The sequence below is a fragment of the Kocuria coralli genome (assembly GCF_008831305.1).
Taxonomy (GTDB): domain Bacteria; phylum Actinomycetota; class Actinomycetes; order Actinomycetales; family Micrococcaceae; genus Kocuria; species Kocuria coralli.
Genome location: NZ_ML708612.1, coordinates 43,687 through 61,193, shown reverse-complemented (window position 1 = coordinate 61,193; position 17,507 = coordinate 43,687). Strand labels below are relative to the sequence as shown.

Annotated in this window: 13 protein-coding genes; 9 read left to right on the top strand and 4 right to left on the bottom strand. The window is 68.5% G+C overall.

Annotation, left to right across the window (positions count from 1 at the left end):
- The first annotated feature begins 129 nt into the window (after positions 1-129).
- Positions 130-1,371: a TerC family protein gene (locus FCK90_RS03555; RefSeq protein WP_158032923.1), complete on the top strand. Its 1,242-nt coding sequence runs from the start codon at positions 130-132 to the stop codon at positions 1,369-1,371.
- Positions 1,372-1,493: 122 nt separating this feature from the next.
- Here the strand turns inward: FCK90_RS03555 and FCK90_RS03550 are convergent, their stop codons facing one another.
- From FCK90_RS03550 to FCK90_RS03535, 4 genes are all read right to left on the bottom strand, one after another.
- The gene (locus FCK90_RS03550; RefSeq protein ID WP_158032922.1) at positions 1,494-2,063 is read right to left on the bottom strand and encodes a hypothetical protein; all 570 of its coding nucleotides are present in this window, start codon (positions 2,061-2,063) and stop codon (positions 1,494-1,496) included.
- Positions 2,050-2,667 (bottom strand): transcriptional regulator, encoded by a 618-nt coding sequence (locus FCK90_RS03545; protein WP_181954179.1) that lies wholly within the window; start codon positions 2,665-2,667, stop codon positions 2,050-2,052. Before FCK90_RS03545 ends, FCK90_RS03550 begins: the two co-directional genes overlap by 14 nt.
- A gap of 67 nt (positions 2,668-2,734) precedes the next feature.
- Positions 2,735-5,359 carry a DEAD/DEAH box helicase gene (locus FCK90_RS03540; protein WP_158032921.1) on the bottom strand — a complete coding sequence of 875 codons (2,625 nt, stop codon included), beginning with the start codon at positions 5,357-5,359 and terminating at the stop codon, positions 2,735-2,737.
- Between the two features lie 125 nt (positions 5,360-5,484).
- Entirely contained in the window at positions 5,485-6,141 is a 657-nt protein-coding gene (locus FCK90_RS03535) for an MBL fold metallo-hydrolase (protein ID WP_158032920.1), read from the bottom strand.
- Positions 6,142-6,299: 158 nt separating this feature from the next.
- On the opposite strand from FCK90_RS03535, the gene FCK90_RS03530 reads away from it, so the two are divergent.
- The 8 genes from FCK90_RS03530 (at position 6,300) to gap (ending at position 17,332) form a co-directional block, all read left to right on the top strand.
- Entirely contained in the window at positions 6,300-6,725 is a 426-nt protein-coding gene (locus FCK90_RS03530) for a hypothetical protein (RefSeq protein ID WP_158032919.1), read from the top strand.
- A gap of 50 nt (positions 6,726-6,775) precedes the next feature.
- Complete coding sequence (gene uvrA, locus FCK90_RS03525; RefSeq protein ID WP_158032918.1) at positions 6,776-9,703, top strand: excinuclease ABC subunit UvrA; 2,928 nt, start codon at positions 6,776-6,778, stop codon at positions 9,701-9,703.
- Positions 9,700-10,386 (top strand): lysophospholipid acyltransferase family protein, encoded by a 687-nt coding sequence (locus FCK90_RS03520; RefSeq protein WP_158032917.1) that lies wholly within the window; start codon positions 9,700-9,702, stop codon positions 10,384-10,386. Before uvrA ends, FCK90_RS03520 begins: the two co-directional genes overlap by 4 nt.
- The gene (gene uvrC, locus FCK90_RS03515; protein WP_158032916.1) at positions 10,379-12,484 is read left to right on the top strand and encodes an excinuclease ABC subunit UvrC; all 2,106 of its coding nucleotides are present in this window, start codon (positions 10,379-10,381) and stop codon (positions 12,482-12,484) included. The genes FCK90_RS03520 and uvrC overlap by 8 nt, the downstream gene beginning before the upstream one ends.
- A 157-nt stretch (positions 12,485-12,641) precedes the next feature.
- Positions 12,642-13,622: an RNase adapter RapZ gene (rapZ, locus tag FCK90_RS03510; RefSeq protein WP_158032915.1), complete on the top strand. Its 981-nt coding sequence runs from the start codon at positions 12,642-12,644 to the stop codon at positions 13,620-13,622.
- 77 nt (positions 13,623-13,699) lie between these two features.
- Positions 13,700-14,800 (top strand): gluconeogenesis factor YvcK family protein, encoded by a 1,101-nt coding sequence (locus FCK90_RS03505; RefSeq protein ID WP_158032914.1) that lies wholly within the window; start codon positions 13,700-13,702, stop codon positions 14,798-14,800.
- A gap of 181 nt (positions 14,801-14,981) precedes the next feature.
- Positions 14,982-15,965, top strand: coding sequence for a DNA-binding protein WhiA (gene whiA, locus FCK90_RS03500; RefSeq protein WP_158032913.1), 984 nt, complete (start codon positions 14,982-14,984; stop codon positions 15,963-15,965).
- A 362-nt stretch (positions 15,966-16,327) separates the two neighbouring features.
- Positions 16,328-17,332, top strand: coding sequence for a type I glyceraldehyde-3-phosphate dehydrogenase (gene gap, locus FCK90_RS03495; RefSeq protein ID WP_158032912.1), 1,005 nt, complete (start codon positions 16,328-16,330; stop codon positions 17,330-17,332).
- The last annotated feature ends 175 nt before the right edge of the window (positions 17,333-17,507 follow it).

Below are 17,507 nucleotides of genomic sequence, written 5' to 3'. Positions count from 1 at the left end.
CAGGGCCCGTGAGGGTCCCGCCGGGCACAACGGCCGGTCACACCACCGTCGAGCAGTCGACGGGCGGCGGGGTCACTGGCGGAGAGACTTGCGTTCTCGAACCATACCCCGCTTGGAGAGGACGCTTCTGTGGAAGTATCACCTTTGGTCTGGACGGTCACCATCGCGGTGATCCTCGGAATGCTCGCCTTCGACTACTTCTTCCACGTGCGCAAGGCGCACGAGCCGCACATCAAGGAAGCCGCCATCTGGTCGGCGATCTACGTGGGCGCGGCCTTGCTCTTCGGCCTGTTCGTGCTGTGGGAGTGGGGAGGCACCTTCGCCGGTGAGTACTACGCCGGCTACATCACCGAGAAGGCGCTGTCGGTCGACAACCTCTTCGTCTTCCTGATCATCATCGCCTCCTTCAAGGTACCGCGCGAGGACCAGCAGAAAGTGCTGCTCTTCGGCATCACCTTCGCCCTGGTGGCCCGCACCGCCTTCATCTTCGTGGGCGCGGCCGCGCTGAACGCCCTGGCCTGGTTGTTCTACATCTTCGGCATCTTCCTCATCTTCACCGCCGTGAACCTCATCAAGGGTGAACTGAAGCACAAGGACGAGGAGGACGAGGCGAACAACTTCATCGTCCGTACCGCCAAGCGCTTCATGCACACGACGGACTACTACGACGGCGACAAGCTGTTCACCATCGAGAACGGCAAGCGGGCCATGACCCCGATGCTGCTGGTGATGGTGGCCATCGGCGGCACGGACATCCTGTTCGCCTTCGACTCCATCCCCGCGATCTTCGGCCTGACCCAGGAGACCTACCTGGTGTTCACCGCGGTGGCGTTCTCCCTGATGGGTCTGCGACAGCTGTACTTCCTGATCGACGGTCTCCTGGATCGCCTGATCTACCTGTCGTGGGGCCTGGCGATCATCCTGGGCTTCATCGGGTACAAGCTGATCGTGCACGCCCTGCACGAGAACGATCTGGGCTTCATCAACGGCGGCCAGCCCGTGCACTTCCCGCCGGAGGTCACGATCAGCCAGTCGCTCACCGTGATCGTGGGTGTCCTGGTGGTCACCGTCCTGCTCTCGCTCTACAGCCCCAAGGGCCGGGCGCTGCGCGTCATCTCCGGCGTGCGCAACGTCGCCGAGGCCTACGTGACGCTGCCCCAGGACGCTCCGGCGGAGGATCGCGAGCGCCTGGCGGCCAAGGGTGCCAAGTTCGCCGCACGGATGCCGAACGTGCCCCAGAAGTACCAGGACGAGCTGATCGAGGAAGAGGCCGAGTTCCGCAGCCTGCTGGCCAGGGCACGAGGCAAGCACGAGCACTTCGAGCGCACGGGCGAAGCCCCGGAACCGGAGAAGCTGCCCGAGAAGGAGTGACTCGTGACCGACCGGCCTGACGCCGGCTGAGCCGGATCGGCGGCTTCAAGACATGTGGTGGCCCGCTCCTCCCAGGAGCGGGCCACCGCTGTGTCCGAGGCGGGTTTCCGCTCTTGGCAGGCCTAGGCGGCCAGCACGATCACGCCCGCGCCGGCGGCCGCCCACAGCAGGGACGCCAGCGTGCCGATGATGAACTGCTCGCGCTGATGGGCGTTCGTGAACTCCCCGTAGCGGGCCAGCCCCTTGACGGCGATGACGATCGCCACGCCGTTCGGATACCCCAGGGCCAGGCAGATCACCACAGCGAGGCGCTCGAGGACTCCGATGATCAGGCCGCCCCGGAGCGGGGGACCGAGGGGCTCCGGGACCTGTTCCCGCTGCTCGAGCTGGGTGCCGGCCAGCGGCGGCTGAGGCGTCCTGGAGGTCATGGCCTGCCGTCTGGCGGTGCGCTGGGCCTCGGCGTCACGGGCGAGGTGGAGGATCAGGCGGATGACGGGATCCCCGGACAGCGCCACGACGGCGACCACAGCCGGCCCCAGCCACCATGCCGGTACGGGAGGGGCGATGACGGCCCAGAGCCCGGTGATCGCCGTGAGCGCCGCTGGAAGCCACACGGTCAGCGCACCGCGCCAGCCGGTCAGGGAGCCGCGGGCACCGGGTGCGCTGGATTCTTGGACGTCAGGAGCCGGCAAGATGCACCTCGTCCGCCTCGCGCAGGAGCTGGATCAGGACGTCGCGGGCAGCCCGCTCCTCGTGCCACAGAGCAGTGGAGAGGCGCCTGGAGACCGAGGACTGCTTGATCTCCAGCACGTCCGCGATGCGCTGCTGGGTCAGTCCCCGGTCGGCATAGGCCGCGGCCTGCCTCGAGGTCGGGGTGCGCCTGCGCCGGATGGAGGCCAGGAGAGCCATCAGAGCATCCGATTGGTCGCTGCGGACGCCGCCGTCGGCACCCCTCACCGCCGCTGCCGCGGTGGCGGTCTTGGCCGCTTCCACGGCCTCGCGGGCGGAGACGAACGCGCTGCCGGTCGCCTCGTTGACGGTCTGCGGCAACGGGGTGTCGACGGCCCCGACGCCCAGGCCGACATGCCAGTCGCCGGATTCGGCCAGTTGCAGGGCAGCGGCGACGGCGGGCCCGGCGTCGGCGAAGAGCCCCTGGAGCTCGTCTCCCGCCGATACCTGCCAGCTCAGGAGCGGCTTGGGGTGCTCGGCCTCGAGCGCGTCCCGATGCTCGGCCATCTTGAGGTTGCCGGACTGCTGCCGGGAGGCTCGCCGGTCCACGGTCAGTACGTAGGGCATACGACCTCCTGATGCACTCTCCGCTGCATATCGGGTTTATATGTAACTATAACCGCATTTCGTTCGGCTATGCGGTGCGCCCGGTCTCCGTGATCGGACCGACGTTGTCCACCAGCACCACGGGGAAGCCGTCCTCGTCGGAGCCCGCCAGGTCGATCCTGGCGTTGATGCCGTAGTCGTGATGGCCGTCGGGATCGTCGAAGACCTGCTGGACTGTCCAGTAGCCGGGAAGCCCCGCGGGCTTCTCGTCGATGCGGATCAGCGACGGCCCCCGGGACTGGGCGTCCGTATAGAGATCGTCGTGCTCCTCGAAGTAGTCGTCCATCGCCTGGGCCCATCGATCGCGGTCCCATCCGGTGTCGCCGTCCAGGGCGCCCAGCGTCTTGTCCTTCTCCTGGGCGAACAGCTCGACCCGCTGGAAGAGGGCGTTGCGGACCATGATCCGGAAGGCCCTGGGATTGCCGGTGATCGCCGGAGCCTGCTCCTGCATGAGCTCCGTCAGGGAGTCCTGCGAGGTGCCGGCGGGAGACTCCTCGCCGCGGGCGAGCTTCTCCCACTCGTCCAGCAGGGAGTTGTCCGTCTGCCGGATGGTCTCGCCGAGCCATTCGATGATGTCCTCGAGCGCTTCCGTGCGCTGCTCGATCGGCACCGTCTGCCGCAGCGCGCGGTAGGCGTCGGTCAGGTAGCGCAGGAGGATGCCCTCGGAGCGGGTCAGGCTGTAGAACTGCACGTACTGCCCGAAGGTCATGGCCCGCTCGTACATGTCCCGGACCACCGACTTTGGGGTCAGCTCGTGCTCGGCCACCCAGGGCGCCGAACTCCGGTAGGTCTCGAAAGCCTGCTCCAGGAGCTCGCGCAGGGGCATGGGCCAGGTGATCTCGTCGAGCTCACGCATGCGCTCGTTGTACTCCAGCCCGTCCGCCTTCATCTGCGCCAGGGCCTCCGACTTGGCCTTCTTCTCCTGCATGACCAGCACCTGGCGGGGACGCTCCAGGGTGGCCTCGATGATCGAGATGACGTCGAGCTCGTACCCCTCCGCCTCCGGGTCCAGAAGGGTCAGGGCGGCCAGGGCGAAGGGGGAGAGGGCGTTGTTGAGGGCGAAGTTCTCCTGCAGCTCCACGGTCAGGCGGTAACGGCGCCCCGTGCTCTCCGCCTCGGCGCGGGGGAGGCGTTGCACGACTCCCGTGGCCAGCAGCTCGCGGAGGATCCCCAGCGATTCGCGGACCCACCGCCGACGATCCGCCGCAGTTCCCTCGAGTCCGTCGAACAGATGCAGCGTGGCGGCCACGGGGTCCCCGGGTCGCTGCAGGAGGTTGAGCAGCATGGCGTGCGTGACGGAGAAACTCGACCGCAAGGGCTCGGGCGCAGCGGCCACGATGCCGTCGAAGGTCTTGCTGGACCAGGAGACGAAACCCTGCGGCGGCTTCTTCCTGGGGATCTGACGGAGTTTCTTCTCATCGTCGCCGTGCTTGCGGCGTGCCTTCTCCATGGCACGGCGGTTCTCGATGTCGTGCTCGGGCGCTTGAACGACGACGGTCCCCTGGGTGTCGAACCCTGCCCGTCCGGCCCGTCCGGCGATCTGGTGGAATTCCCGTGCCTGCAGGCGCCGGGTGCGGGTGCCGTCGAACTTGGACAGCGCGGTGATGAGCACCGTCCGGATCGGCACGTTGATCCCCACGCCCAGGGTGTCCGTCCCGCAGATCACCTTCAGCAGGCCGTCCTGCGCCAGTTGCTCGACCAGTCGTCGGTACTTGGGCAGCATGCCCGCGTGGTGGACGCCGACGCCGCTGCGCACCAGCCGGTTGAGGGTCTTGCCGAAACCCGCCGCGAACTTGAAGTCCGCGATGACCCGGGCCACCCGCTCCTTCTCGTCCTTGCTCAGCACGTTGACGCTCATGAGGCTCTGGGCCTGGTCCATGGCCTGCAGCTGGGAGAAGTGAACCACGTAGACCGGTGCCTGGTGGGTGGAGACCAGCTCCTCGATCTGCTCGTGGACGGGGATCTCCGAGTAGTAGTAGCTCAGGGGGACGGGGCGCTCGGCGTCGTCGACCACCGCTGTGTCCCGCCCCGTGACCTCGGTGAGGCGCTTCTCGATCCGGGTGGTGTCGCCCAGGGTCGCGGACATGAGCAGGAACTGGGCCTGGGGCAGCTCAACCAGGGGGACCTGCCAGGCCCACCCGCGCTGGGGGTCGGCGTAGAAATGGAACTCGTCCATGACGACCGGGCCAAGGTCGGCGTCCGCTCCCTCGCGCAGCGCGATGTTGGCCAGGATCTCCGCCGTGCAGCACACGATCGGCGCCTCGGCGTTGACCGAGGAGTCACCGGTGACCATGCCCACGTTCTCGGCGCCGAAGGCCTCGCACAGCGCGAAGAACTTCTCCGAGACCAGCGCCTTGATGGGGGCGGTGTAGTAGGACCGTCTGCCGTCGGCCAGCCCCGCGTAGTGGGCGGCCAGGGCGACCATGGACTTGCCCGAGCCGGTGGGGGTGGCCAGGACGACGTTGGAGCCGTTGGCGACCTCCAGCACGGCCTCTTCCTGGTGGGGGTAGAGCTCGATGCCCCGTTGCGCGGCCCAGCCCACGAAGCCCTCGAAGACCTCGTCGTCGGTCAGCGGGTTACGGGCGAAGTCGCCGCGCAGGTAGTGGCGGCCGGGGGAGGGGAGGCCTGGGGCCAGAGCATCAAGGAGTGACATCGGGAAAAGCCTATCGGCGGTGCCGGACATCCGTGCGCAGCGAAGACCCGCGCCCGTACGAAAGGGCCCGCCCGGGCATGATCACCGGGCGGGCCCTTCGACGAAGATTCAGGGTGCTGGTTCAGTCACCAGCCGCGTTCGCGCCATTCCTCCAGGTGCGGACGCTCCGCGCCCAGCGTGGTCGGGTCGCCGTGCCCGGGGTAGATCACGGTGTCGTCGTCGAAACGATCGAAGATGCGGGTCACGACGTCGTGGTAGAGGTCCTCGAAGTCCTCCTTGCTCTCCGTGCGGCCCACGCCGCCGGGGAACAGGGAGTCGCCGGTGAAGATGCGGGCCGGCCCCTGCGGGTCGCGATAGACCAGGGCGATCGAACCCGGGGTGTGCCCCCGCAGGCCGATGACCTCCAGGTCGAAGCCGTCGAACTCGGCGACATCGCCGTGGTCCAGCGTCAGGTCCATCGCCACGTCGATATCGTCCTCGTCGGCGCTACCGCAGGCCGTGACCGCCTCGGAGCGGGACTTCACCTCGGCCAGGGCACGCACGTGGTCCCAGTGGGAATGCGTGGTGATGATCATCTGCAGGCTGCCGGAGAGAGTGCAGTCGTGGCAGCCGGCGCCCACCAGCCCGGCGATGGCACGGGGGTCGTCCGCGGCGTCGATGAGCACCTGGGTGCCGTGCTTCTTGGAGGTCAGGAGGTAGACGTTGTTCGCCATGTCGCTGACCTGAATGGAACGGACCGTGATCTCGGCCAGATCGATGGTCTGCGTCTCGGTTACGATCATGCCGATGATTCTAGGCCGGTTCGTAGCCTTTGTTCACCTCCAGGACATATGTGGCCACTCACTTTTACGCCGAGGGTCATCCTGACCGGTCAAGATCTGCCACGAAGCCCGTACCGTCCGGTCCTCCCGCCCCTCAGCCCGCGTCCATGGAAGGCGATATGCCCAGACTCCTGCCACCTGCCGATGCCGGATGGGAACGGAGGCGGCCGCTGCGGCTGGTACTCCTCACGGCGACCTCCTACGTCCTGCTGCTGGCGACCATCTGGGTCCAGACCCATGACCCGGAGATCGTGGCGGCCGTCAGCTCCGCCCCCGACGGCGGCGCGGGCCTGTCGCCAGGGCCCGGCTGGGCCACCGCGGGCGGGCTGGCGCTGCTCTACGGCGTTCCGCTGGTGCTCTGGTGGCGGAAGGTCCCCTACGTCCTGCATCTGATGGCGGGGCTGTGCATCCTCGGCGGGGTGGTCTTCGCCCTCTCGGCGACCACCGGGTTCCTGTGGAACTGGCGGGTCGGCGTGGTTCCGCTGGCGGGCGTGCTGGTCAACATCGCCTGGCTGGTGCTGGCCTACCGTCGTGATCGCGTGTAGCGCAGTCCCCGGGGGCCACGGTGTCGGAGTGCGGCGATAAGCTGGAGGGCGTGCTCGAACAAACTCTTACTCCCGCCGATTCCGTGCCGGTGGCCCAGGCCGCGGTGCCCAGTGATCTGACCGAGATCGTGGTGCAGGGTGCCCGTGAGCACAACCTGCACAACGTGGACCTGACCATCCCTCGCGACGCCATGGTGGTCTTCACCGGCCTGTCGGGCTCCGGAAAGTCCTCCCTGGCCTTCGACACGATCTTCGCGGAGGGCCAGCGCAGGTACGTCGAGTCCCTCTCCTCGTACGCGCGCATGTTCCTGGGCCGGGTGGACAAGCCCGACGTGGACTTCATCGAAGGCCTCTCCCCGGCGGTGTCGATCGACCAGAAGTCGACCTCCAAGAACCCTCGTTCCACCGTGGGCACCATCACGGAGATCTACGACTACATGCGCCTGCTGTGGGCGCGTGTCGGCCGGCCCCACTGCCCGGTGTGCGGCGAGCCGATCGAGAAGCAGACCCCCCAGCAGATCGTCGACCGGCTCCTGACCATGCCCGACCGGACGCGCTTCCAGGTCCTGGCACCCGTGGTGCGGCGGCGCAAGGGCGAGTTCGCGGACCTCTTCAGCTCGCTGACCCAGCAGGGCTACGCGCGCGCCATCGTCGACGGCGATCAGGTCTCCCTGGACGACCCGCCCAAGCTCAAGAAGCAGTACAAGCACGACATCGACGTCGTCGTGGACCGTCTGGTGATCAAGGACGGCGTCGAGCGGCGGCTGACCGACTCGGTCGAGACCGCCCTGGGGCTCGCGGACGGGCGCGTGGTGGTCGAGCTGGTCCTGCGCGACGGCGAGGAGGCCCCGCAGGACCTGGAGCCGCGCCAGACGTTCTCGGAGCACCTGGCCTGCCCCAACGAGCATCCTCTGGGCACCGACGAGATCGAACCCCGCGCGTTCTCCTTCAACGCCCCGTTCGGCGCCTGCCCGGAATGCGACGGCATCGGCAGCCGGCTCGAGGTCGACGAGCACCTGGTGGTGCCGAACCCGGACCTGAGCCTGGTGGAAGGCGCCATCCAGCCGTGGTCGCTCGGTAAGTCCACGAGCGACTACTGGAACAGGCTGATGGCCGGCCTGGGCGAGGAACTCGGCTTCGACCTGGTGACGCCGTGGAAGGACCTCCCGGCGGCCGGACGGAAGGCCCTTCTCGAGGGCAAGGACTACAAGGTGACGGTGGCCTATACGAACCGGTGGGGCCGGGAACGCAAGTACACCCAGGGCTTCGAGGGCGTCTACACCTACATCCGGCGCAAGCACGAGGAGACCGAGTCCGAGAACGCCAAGGACCGGTACGAGCAGTACATGCGGCAGACCCCGTGCCCTGCCTGTCACGGCCAGCGCCTGAACCCCACCATGCTGGGGGTCACGGTGGGCGGCCTGTCGATCGCCGAGGCCACGGGGCTGCCGATGCGAGAGGCCCTGGCCTTCTTCCAGGGGCTGGAGCTGACCGACCGGGAGGCGAGGATCGCCGATCAGGTGCTCAAGGAGATCGAGGCCCGGCTGACGTTCCTCCTGGATGTCGGCCTGGACTACCTCAACCTGCAACGGGCCTCCGCCACGCTCTCGGGCGGTGAGGCCCAGCGCATCCGTCTGGCCACCCAGATCGGGGCCGGCCTGGTGGGGGTGCTCTACGTCCTGGACGAACCCTCGATCGGCCTGCACCAGCGGGACAACCGGAGGCTGATCCAGACGCTGACCAAACTGCGGGACATGGGCAACACCCTCATCGTGGTCGAGCACGACGAGGACACCATCCGCGAGGCGGACTGGATCGTCGACGTCGGCCCCGGAGCCGGTGAGCGCGGCGGCCGCGTGGTGCACTCGGGCGGATACCAGGAACTGCTGGCCAACCAGGACTCCATCACCTCGGACTACCTGGCCGGCCGGAAGGTCATCCCCGTTCCTCGTCAGCGCCGCCCGGTGGACCCGAAGCGCGTGCTCAGGGTGGTCGGCGCGCAGGAGAACAACCTCCAGAACATCGACGTCACCTTCCCGCTGGGGGTCTTCACGGCGGTCACGGGGGTCTCCGGCTCCGGCAAGTCGTCGCTGGTCAACGAGATCCTGTACACGAAGCTGGCCAACGAGCTCAACGGCGCCAAGCAGGTGCCGGGGCGCCACAAGCGCATCGAGGGCACGGACCACCTCAAGAAGATCGTGCACGTGGACCAGTCGCCGATCGGGCGCACCCCGCGGTCGAACCCCGCCACGTACTCGGGGGTCTTCGACCGGATCCGCAAGCTCTTCGCGGACACCCAGGAGGCCAAGATCCGCGGCTATCAGCCCGGCCGGTTCTCCTTCAACGTCAAGGGCGGACGCTGCGAGGCCTGCTCGGGCGACGGCACGCTGAAGATCGAGATGAACTTCCTGCCCGACGTCTACGTGCCGTGCGAGGTCTGCAAGGGCGCCCGCTACAACCGGGAGACCCTGGACGTCCACTACAAGGGGAAGTCCATCGCCGAGGTCCTGGACATGCCGATCGAGGAGGCCGCGGAGTTCTTCTCCGCCTACACGGCCATAGCCCGGCATCTGAACACCCTCGTGGACGTCGGCCTGGGCTACGTACGACTGGGGCAGCCCGCCACGACCCTGTCCGGCGGCGAGGCCCAGCGCGTCAAGCTGGCCGCGGAGCTGCAGAAGCGCTCCCACGGTGACACCATCTACGTGCTGGACGAACCCACCACCGGGTTGCACTTCGAGGACATCAACAAGCTCCTCAAGGTGCTGCAGGGCCTGGTGGACAAGGGGAACTCGGTGATGACCATCGAGCACAACCTGGACGTGATCAAGACCGCGGACTGGGTGATCGACATGGGCCCCGACGGCGGTTCCGGCGGTGGCCGCGTGGTGGCCGAGGGCACTCCCGAAGAGGTCGCCCAGAACCCCGCCAGCCATACAGGGGTATTTCTCAAGGACATTTTCGAGGGGGCGCAGTGAAACTCTACCGAGCAGCGCAGAAGGCCGTGGCGATCCTGCTGAGGGTCACCTGCCGGCCGCGGATCACCGGGGTGGAGAACTTCCCGATGACCGGGCCGGTCATCGTGGCCTCCAACCACCTGTCCTTCATGGACGGGATCATCGTCTCCGCGCTGATGCCGCGCCGGGTCGGGTTCATCGCCAAGGCCTCCCTGTCCAACGCCCCCGGGATCAAGGGCAAGGTGATGTCCTTCGTCTACGAGGCCCTGGGCATCATCCCCGTGGACCGCTCGCGTCAGACCGAGTCCGTGGCGGCCCTGGACCCCGCGCTCAAGCTCCTGGGCGAGGGCGGATCGTTCGGGGTGTTCCCGGAGGGCACCCGTTCCCGTGACGGGAGGCTCTACCGCGGGCGTACCGGGGTGGCCTTCGTGGCGCTGTCCACCGGTGCGCCGGTGGTGCCCGTGGCCCTGCGCGGCACGGAGAGGATGCAGCGCCCCGGCTCCAAGGTGATCATCCCCCGCAGGTTCGACCTCCAGATCGGCGAGCCGATCGCCGTGACCCGCGTGGACGGCCGGCAGACCGGCGCGCAGCGCCGGGAACTGGTGGAGCTGGTCATGGACCGGATCGCCGCGCTGTCCGGGCAGGAACGGGCAGACGCCTATAACAAGCCGCCCTCCGTGGAGCGTGACGCCGCCCGTGGCTGACCCCTCGACCTACCGCCCGGCCCGTGGGGACATTCCCACGGGCCCCGGCGTCTACCGGTTCCGTGACGCCACGGGCCGGGTCATCTACGTGGGCAAGGCCAAGAACCTGCGCAACCGGCTCTCGTCCTATTTCGCGCCGCTGCATTCCCTGGCGCCCAAGACCCGGAGCATGGTGACGACGGCGGCCGGCGTCGAATGGGTGGTCGTGGGCACGGAGCTGGAGTCCCTGCAGCTCGAGTACACCTGGATCAAGCAGTTCCAGCCGCGTTTCAACATCGCCTATCGCGACGACAAGTCCTATCCCTATCTGGCCGTGACCATGGGGGAGGAGGTCCCGCGGGCGCTGGTGACGCGCGGAACCCGGAAGAAGGGGACCCGCTATTTCGGGCCCTACTCGCAGGCCTGGGCCATCCGCGAGACCCTGGACGCCGTGCTGAGGGTCTTCCCGGTCCGTTCGTGCTCGCCCGGCGTCTACAAACGAGCGGAGCGCTCGGGCCGCCCCTGCCTGCTGGGTTATATCGGCAAGTGCTCCGCCCCGTGCGTGGGCCAGATCTCCGTCGAAGACCATCGCGCCCTGGCCGAGGACCTCTGCCGGTTCATGTCCGGGCACGCGGAGAGCTTCATCAGGGACCTCGAGGAGCAGATGCGCCAGGCCGCGGCGGTCCAGGACTTCGAGACGGCGGCCGCCCGGCGCGACGACGTCGAAGCGCTGAGCAAGGCGTTCGAGCGCAATTCCGTGGTGCTCTCCGACGCCGTCGACGCCGACTTCTTCGCGCTGGCCGACGACGAGCTCGAGGCGGCCGTCCAGGTCTTCCACGTCCGTGGCGGTCGGATCCGCGGTCAGCGGGGCTGGGTGACGGAGAAGGTCGAGGACACGGACGGGCCGCACCTCTTCGAGGCCCTGCTGCAGCAGGTCTACGGGGAGCGCACCGCCGACGACGTCTCCGGCGCCGAACTGAGGGCGCAGGCCTCGCGGGAGGAACGAGGCTCCCATCACCGTCCGCGCAGCCTCGAGCTCGACTACCGGGAGGATCTGATCCCGCGCACGGTGCTGGTCTCGGGAGAGGTCGGCAACGCGGAGCAGCTCGAGCGGTGGCTCACCGAGCTGCGCGGGTCCAAGGTGACCATCAGCACCCCGCAGCGGGGTGAGAAGGCCCATCTGATGGAGACCGTGCAGGAGAACGCCAGGCAGGCATTGGCATTGCACAAGTCGCGCCGCGCCGGGGACATCACCACCCGTTCGGCGTCGTTGCAGCAGTTGCAGGAGGCCCTGGACCTGCCCGACGCCCTCATGCGCATCGAGTGCTACGACATCTCGCATGTCCAGGGCAGCAATGTCGTGGCGTCCATGGTGGTGTTCGAGGACGGGCTGCCGCGGAAGGCGGAATACCGAAAGTTCGCGATCACGGGAGAGGCCGCCCGCGACGACACCGCCTCGATGTACGACGTCATCCACCGGCGTTTCAGCCGCCACCTCGCCCAGCAGGCGGAGCAGCAGGCCGGGGGCGGCCCCAGGACGGGAGAGCTGGCACCGGGGGAGCTCAGCACGGACTCCGCCGCGCGCAAGCGGTTCGCCTACCCGCCGAACCTCGTGGTCGTCGACGGCGGGCCGCCGCAGGTGGCCGCCGCGGCCCGTGCGCTCGACGACCTGGGGGTCACCGACATCGCCGTCGTCGGCCTGGCCAAGAGGCTCGAGGAGGTCTGGGTGCCCGACGACGACTTCCCCGTGATCCTGCCCCGGGCCTCCGAGGCGCTGTACCTCATGCAGCGGGTGCGCGACGAGGCCCACCGGTTCGCGATCACGTTCCACCGTTCCAAGAGGGGCAAGTCGATGATCGCCTCGGTCCTGGACGATCTTCCCGGAGTGGGTCCGGCCAAGCAGAAGGCCCTGCTCAAGCATTTCGGCTCCGCCAAGAAGCTGCGCGCCGCCCGGGTCGAGGAGATCGAGCAGGTCCCCGGCTTCGGGCCGGCCCTGGCCGCCAAGGTCGTCGCGGTCCTGCAGGAGCAGGACCGCGACGGCAAGGACACGGACGGTGACGACGCCGCGGACGCCGGGGGACTGACGGTCAACATGACCACGGGCGAGATCCTGGACTGAGCCCGAGCGCATCCGAGCCGAGGATGAGGATGCTGGCGCGCCCGCGGCGAACAACCCCCGGAGGCCCGGCCCGTGCCGATAGGCTTATCACCGTGGCAGCCGACCCGCCTCCGACGGGGAGCTGCCCTGACCGTGAGGGACCGGCCGGGAGGAAGACATGACGCACACCCCGCAAGACGACGATCAGCGCGGATCTGCCACGCCGTCCCCCGACCCTGCGATCCGCACGGGAGGCGCCGCCGCGGGTAACGGCGAGAACACGCCGCAGCCCCAGCGCAAGTCCGAGCTGCTCGTGGTGACCGGGATGTCCGGGGCCGGCCGGTCCACCGCCGCCAACGCGCTCGAGGATCAGGGGTGGTACGTCGTCGACAACCTGCCCCCGCAGATGCTCCAGACCCTCGCCGACCTGGTGGCGCGCACTCCGGAGGCGATCCCGCGACTGGCCGTGGTCATCGACGTCCGGGGCAAGGCCCTGTTCAACGATATGAAGGAGACCCTCGCCGCGCTGGAGACCAGCGGGGTCGACTTCTCCGTCCTGTTCCTGGAGGCCTCCGACGAGGTCCTGGTGGCCCGCTACGAGCACCAGCGCCGCCCGCACCCGCTGCAGGCGGGGGGACGGATCCTCGACGGCATCGGCGCCGAACGGGATCTGCTCAGGGACCTGCGCGAGTCGGCCGACATCGTGCTGGACACGTCGTCGTACAACGTCCACGCCCTGTCCAAGGCCGTGGCCGACCTGTACACGACAGACGGGCCGGTCGTACTGCGGCTGACGGTCATGAGTTTCGGCTTCAAGTACGGCGTGCCCGCCGACGCCAACTACGTGGCGGACGTCCGGTTCATCCCCAACCCGCACTGGGTCCCCGCCCTGCGCCCGCGAACCGGCAAGGACATCGAGGTACGCGACTACGTATTCAAGTCCGAGGGCGCGCAGTCCTTCGTGGAACGGTTCACCTCGATGCTCGAGCCCGTGTTCGAGGGCTACCGCGCGGAGAACAAGCACTACGCCACGATCGCCATCGGCTGCACCGGCGGGAAGCACCGGTCGGTGGCGGTCACCGAGGAGGTCGCCCGCAGGCTCTCCAAGCTCCCGCGTGTCACCGTCAACGTGGAGCACCGGGACATCGGTCGTGAATAATCCAGGCAGTACTCTCCGGCACTGACTCCCTGGCACCGACTCCCCGGCACTGAGGTCAAAGGAGACCTGGAACCGACATGACTGAGAAACCTCACCCCCTGACGCGGAGCAGGCCCCACCTCGGGACCTCGGCCTCGGAGGCGTTCCTCACCGGCCCGCCGGCCCCGCCCCTGACCGGACAGCACGGCGCAGGTCGGGCCCAGAACGACGACGTGCCCACCCGGCCCCACCGCAGCACGGGCAAGGCCGTCGTCGCGCTGGGCGGGGGCCACGGCCTGTCGGCGTCGTTGTCCGCCCTGCGGCTGCTGACCAGTCACCTCACGGCGATCGTGACCGTAGCCGACGACGGCGGTTCCTCGGGCCGGCTGCGCGAGGAGCTCGGGGTCCTCCCGCCGGGGGACCTGCGGATGGCGCTCTCCGCGCTGTGCGACGACTCGGACTGGGGCATGACCTGGCGCGACGTCATGCAGCACCGCTTCGGATCGCCACCGGACCGGTCCACGCCGCTCGAGGGCCACGCGCTCGGCAACCTGCTGATCGTCACCCTGTGGGAGCTGCTGGGCGATCCGGTGGAAGGGCTGCGATGGGCCGGTGCGCTGCTCAGGGCGCAGGGGCAGGTGCTGCCCATGTCGGTCACCCCGCTGATCATCGAAGGGGACGTGGCGGACGATTCGGCGCAGTCCGGTGTCCGCACCGTGACCGGCCAGGCCGCCCTGGCCAAGGAGCCCTACGTCCGCAACGTCCGTCTCCAGCCCCCGGGGGCTGTCGTGTGCAAGCAGGCCCTGGACGCCGTCGAGTCGGCGGACGCCGTGATCCTCGGACCGGGCTCCTGGCATACCTCCGTCCTGCCCCATGTGCTCCTGCCGGAGCTGCGTCAGGCGCTGAGCGCCACGGAGGGCCGGCGGGTGATCACCATGAACCTGTCCAGGGATACCGAGACCGAGGGCAAGACCAGCGCCGAGGAACTGCAGGTCCTGCACGAACACGCCCCGGAACTGCACATCGACGCCGTCGTCGCCGACCCCACCTCGGTGGAGGATCAGGACCATCTCCAGGAGGTGGCCGGCTCCATGGGGGCCACGGTGCACCTGGCGGACCTCCGGCGGTCCCAGGGCGAGGGCGTGCACTCTCCGTTCAAGCTCGCCGCCGCGTATCAGGAGGTTTTAGGGGCCTGGTAGCGGCGCCCGCGGGAGACTGCCCGCGGATTCCGGTCCACGGCCCGCCCCACGGATTCCTGCGGGAGGGGTACCCTATTGAGGATCCGCCTGTGGAGCGGTGCTGGTGCGGTGCCCCCATGACACGCCGTGAGGACGACCGGCGGGCGGGTCGCGCACTTCACCCCCTGCGGAAAGGAAGCAGATGTCGCTGACGGCATCGGTCAAGGACGAGCTTGCCCGTTTGGAGACCAAGAAGGCCTCTGAGCGCCGTGCCGAACTCTCGACGGTCCTCCGGTTCTCCGGCGGGTTGCATATCGTCTCGGGCAGCATCGTGGTCGAGGTCGAACTCGACTCCGCGGCGGTCGCCCGCAGGCTGCGGGCCACGATCATGGAGGAGTTCGGCCACACGTGCGAACTCGGCGTGATCAGCGGCGGGGGACTTCGACGGGGCAACAACTACGTGCTGCGCGTGGTGCGCGAGGGGGAGGCCCTCGCCCGCCGAACCGGCCTGCTGGATGCGCACGGACGCCCTGTCCGCGGGCTGCCGCCGATCGTCGTCAACGGCTCGATCGGCGACGCCGAGGCCGTGCTCCGCGGCGCCTTCCTCTCCCACGGTTCGCTGACCGAGCCCGGCCGGTCGGCCGCCATGGAGTTCACCTGCCCCGGGCCGGAGGCCGCGCTGGCCCTCGTGGGCGCCGCGCGCCGCCTCGACGTCATGGCCAAGGCGCGCGAGGTCCGGGGCGGAGACCGGGTGGTGATCCGCGACGGCGACGCCATCGCCACGCTGCTGACCCGCATGGGCGCCCACGAGACCCTGCTGACCTGGGAGGACCGCCGCATGCGCAAAGAGGTGCGTGCAACGGCCAACCGGCTCGCCAACTTCGACGACGCCAATCTCCGCCGCTCGGCCCAGGCCGCCGTGGCCGCCGGCGCCCGGGTGGAGCGCGCCCTCGAGCTGCTGGGCGATGACGTGCCCGAGCACCTGCGGGCCGCCGGGGAGCTGCGGCTGGCCAACAAGCAGGCCAGCCTGGACGAGCTGGGAAGGCTGTCGGACCCCATCCTGACCAAGGACGCGATCGCCGGGCGGATCCGCCGGCTGCTCGCGATGGCCGACCGGCGGGCCGAGGAACTGGGCATCCCGGGCACCGAGGCCAACGTCTCCGAGGAGATGCTGCCCCGCCCGTGACACGCCCGATGCGGGCCGGGTCACATTTCGGCGCAGTCCCCCGCTGAGAGCGAACACGGGCTGCCGCCTGGGCCTCTGCATGTTGTTTTGGTTGGGATTTGTGACTTTACCCTCGAAAATATCGCGGGTTCCCTAGTCTCAGCCGCCCGGTGCCCTTAGACTTGGTGGTGTGCGGGACGAGCCGCGTTGACGCTGGCCCGATGGTTGTATGGCCATCAGATGAAGGGCCGTTGAACTCCGGCGATCCCTCACGAAACAACACGGCAACTTCCGTTCATCAGGTGTCGGACGAACCTCGGGCCAGGCAGACTGGCAGGGCACTCGTCGGACGACGTCACCGAAGACATAGGAGATCGATCGAAGTGACCATCAAGGTTGGTATTAACGGTTTCGGCCGAATCGGACGCGGCTTCTTCCGCGCCGTCCAGGAGCAGGGCGAGAACATCGAGGTCGTGGCAGTCAACGACCTCACCGATCCCGAGACGCTGGTTCACCTGCTCAAGTACGACTCCATCAGCGGACGTTTCCCGGGTGAGATCTCGCACAGCGGCGACACCATGACCGTCAACGGCACGGAGGTCAAGTTCCTGGCCGAGCCGGATCCCACCAAGCTCCCCTGGGGCGATCTCGACGTCGACATCGTGATCGAGTCCACGGGCCGCTTCGCCAAGGGCTCCCAGATGCAGGCGCACCTCGATGCGGGCGCCAAGAAGGTCCTCCTCTCGGCTCCCGGCAAGGAGGTCGACGGCACCTTCGTGTACGGCGTGAACCACGAGACCTACGACGCCGCGACCATGAACCTCATCTCGGGCGCCTCCTGCACCACCAACTGCCTGGCTCCGCTGGCCAAGGTGCTCAACGACACGTTCGGCATCGAGGCCGGCCTGATGACCACCATCCACGCCTACACCGCGGATCAGCGCCTGCAGGACGCCCCCCACAGCGACCTCCGCCGTGCCCGCGCCGCCGCCCTGAACATGGTTCCCACCACCACCGGCGCCGCTGCGGCCGTCGGCCTGGTGCTGCCGGAGCTCAAGGGCAAGCTGGACGGCTTCGCGATGCGCGTTCCCACCCCGACCGGCTCCGTCGTCGACCTCACCTTCGACGCCGAGAAGGAGGTCTCCGTCGAGTCCGTCAACGCGGCGCTCAAGGAGGCCGCCGAGGGCGACATGAAGGGCATCATCGAGTACACCGAGGATCCCATCGTCTCCAAGGACATCGAGGGCTACGCGATCTCGACCGTGTTCGACGCACCGCTGACCAAGGTCATCGGCAAGCAGGTCAAGGTCATCGCCTGGTACGACAACGAGTGGGGCTACATCTCCCGCCTGGTCTCCCTGACCAACCACGTCGCCTCCAAGTTCTGATCCCGCGCAGGCCCGGACCACGGCAGACGCACCCGTGCGGGGCGCGCTGAGGTCCGGCGCTTCCGACTGACGCGCGGGGTGCGCGCAGCACCGCTGTGCGCACCCCGCGCGTCAGTCGTATCCGCCTCAGTGCAATGGAGTGCGCCGAACGCACCGATTGCCTTCAGGCGGGCCC

Coding starts and splice junctions, on each gene's coding strand:
- FCK90_RS03545 (WP_181954179.1), bottom strand. CDS start 2,667: ATGCCCTACGTACTGACCGTGGACCGGCGAGCCTCCCGGCAGCAGTCC.
- FCK90_RS03540 (WP_158032921.1), bottom strand. CDS start 5,359: ATGTCACTCCTTGATGCTCTGGCCCCAGGCCTCCCCTCCCCCGGCCGC.
- FCK90_RS03535 (WP_158032920.1), bottom strand. CDS start 6,141: ATGATCGTAACCGAGACGCAGACCATCGATCTGGCCGAGATCACGGTC.
- FCK90_RS03530 (WP_158032919.1), top strand. CDS start 6,300: ATGCCCAGACTCCTGCCACCTGCCGATGCCGGATGGGAACGGAGGCGG.
- rapZ (WP_158032915.1), top strand. CDS start 12,642: ATGACGCACACCCCGCAAGACGACGATCAGCGCGGATCTGCCACGCCG.
- FCK90_RS03505 (WP_158032914.1), top strand. CDS start 13,700: ATGACTGAGAAACCTCACCCCCTGACGCGGAGCAGGCCCCACCTCGGG.
- whiA (WP_158032913.1), top strand. CDS start 14,982: ATGTCGCTGACGGCATCGGTCAAGGACGAGCTTGCCCGTTTGGAGACC.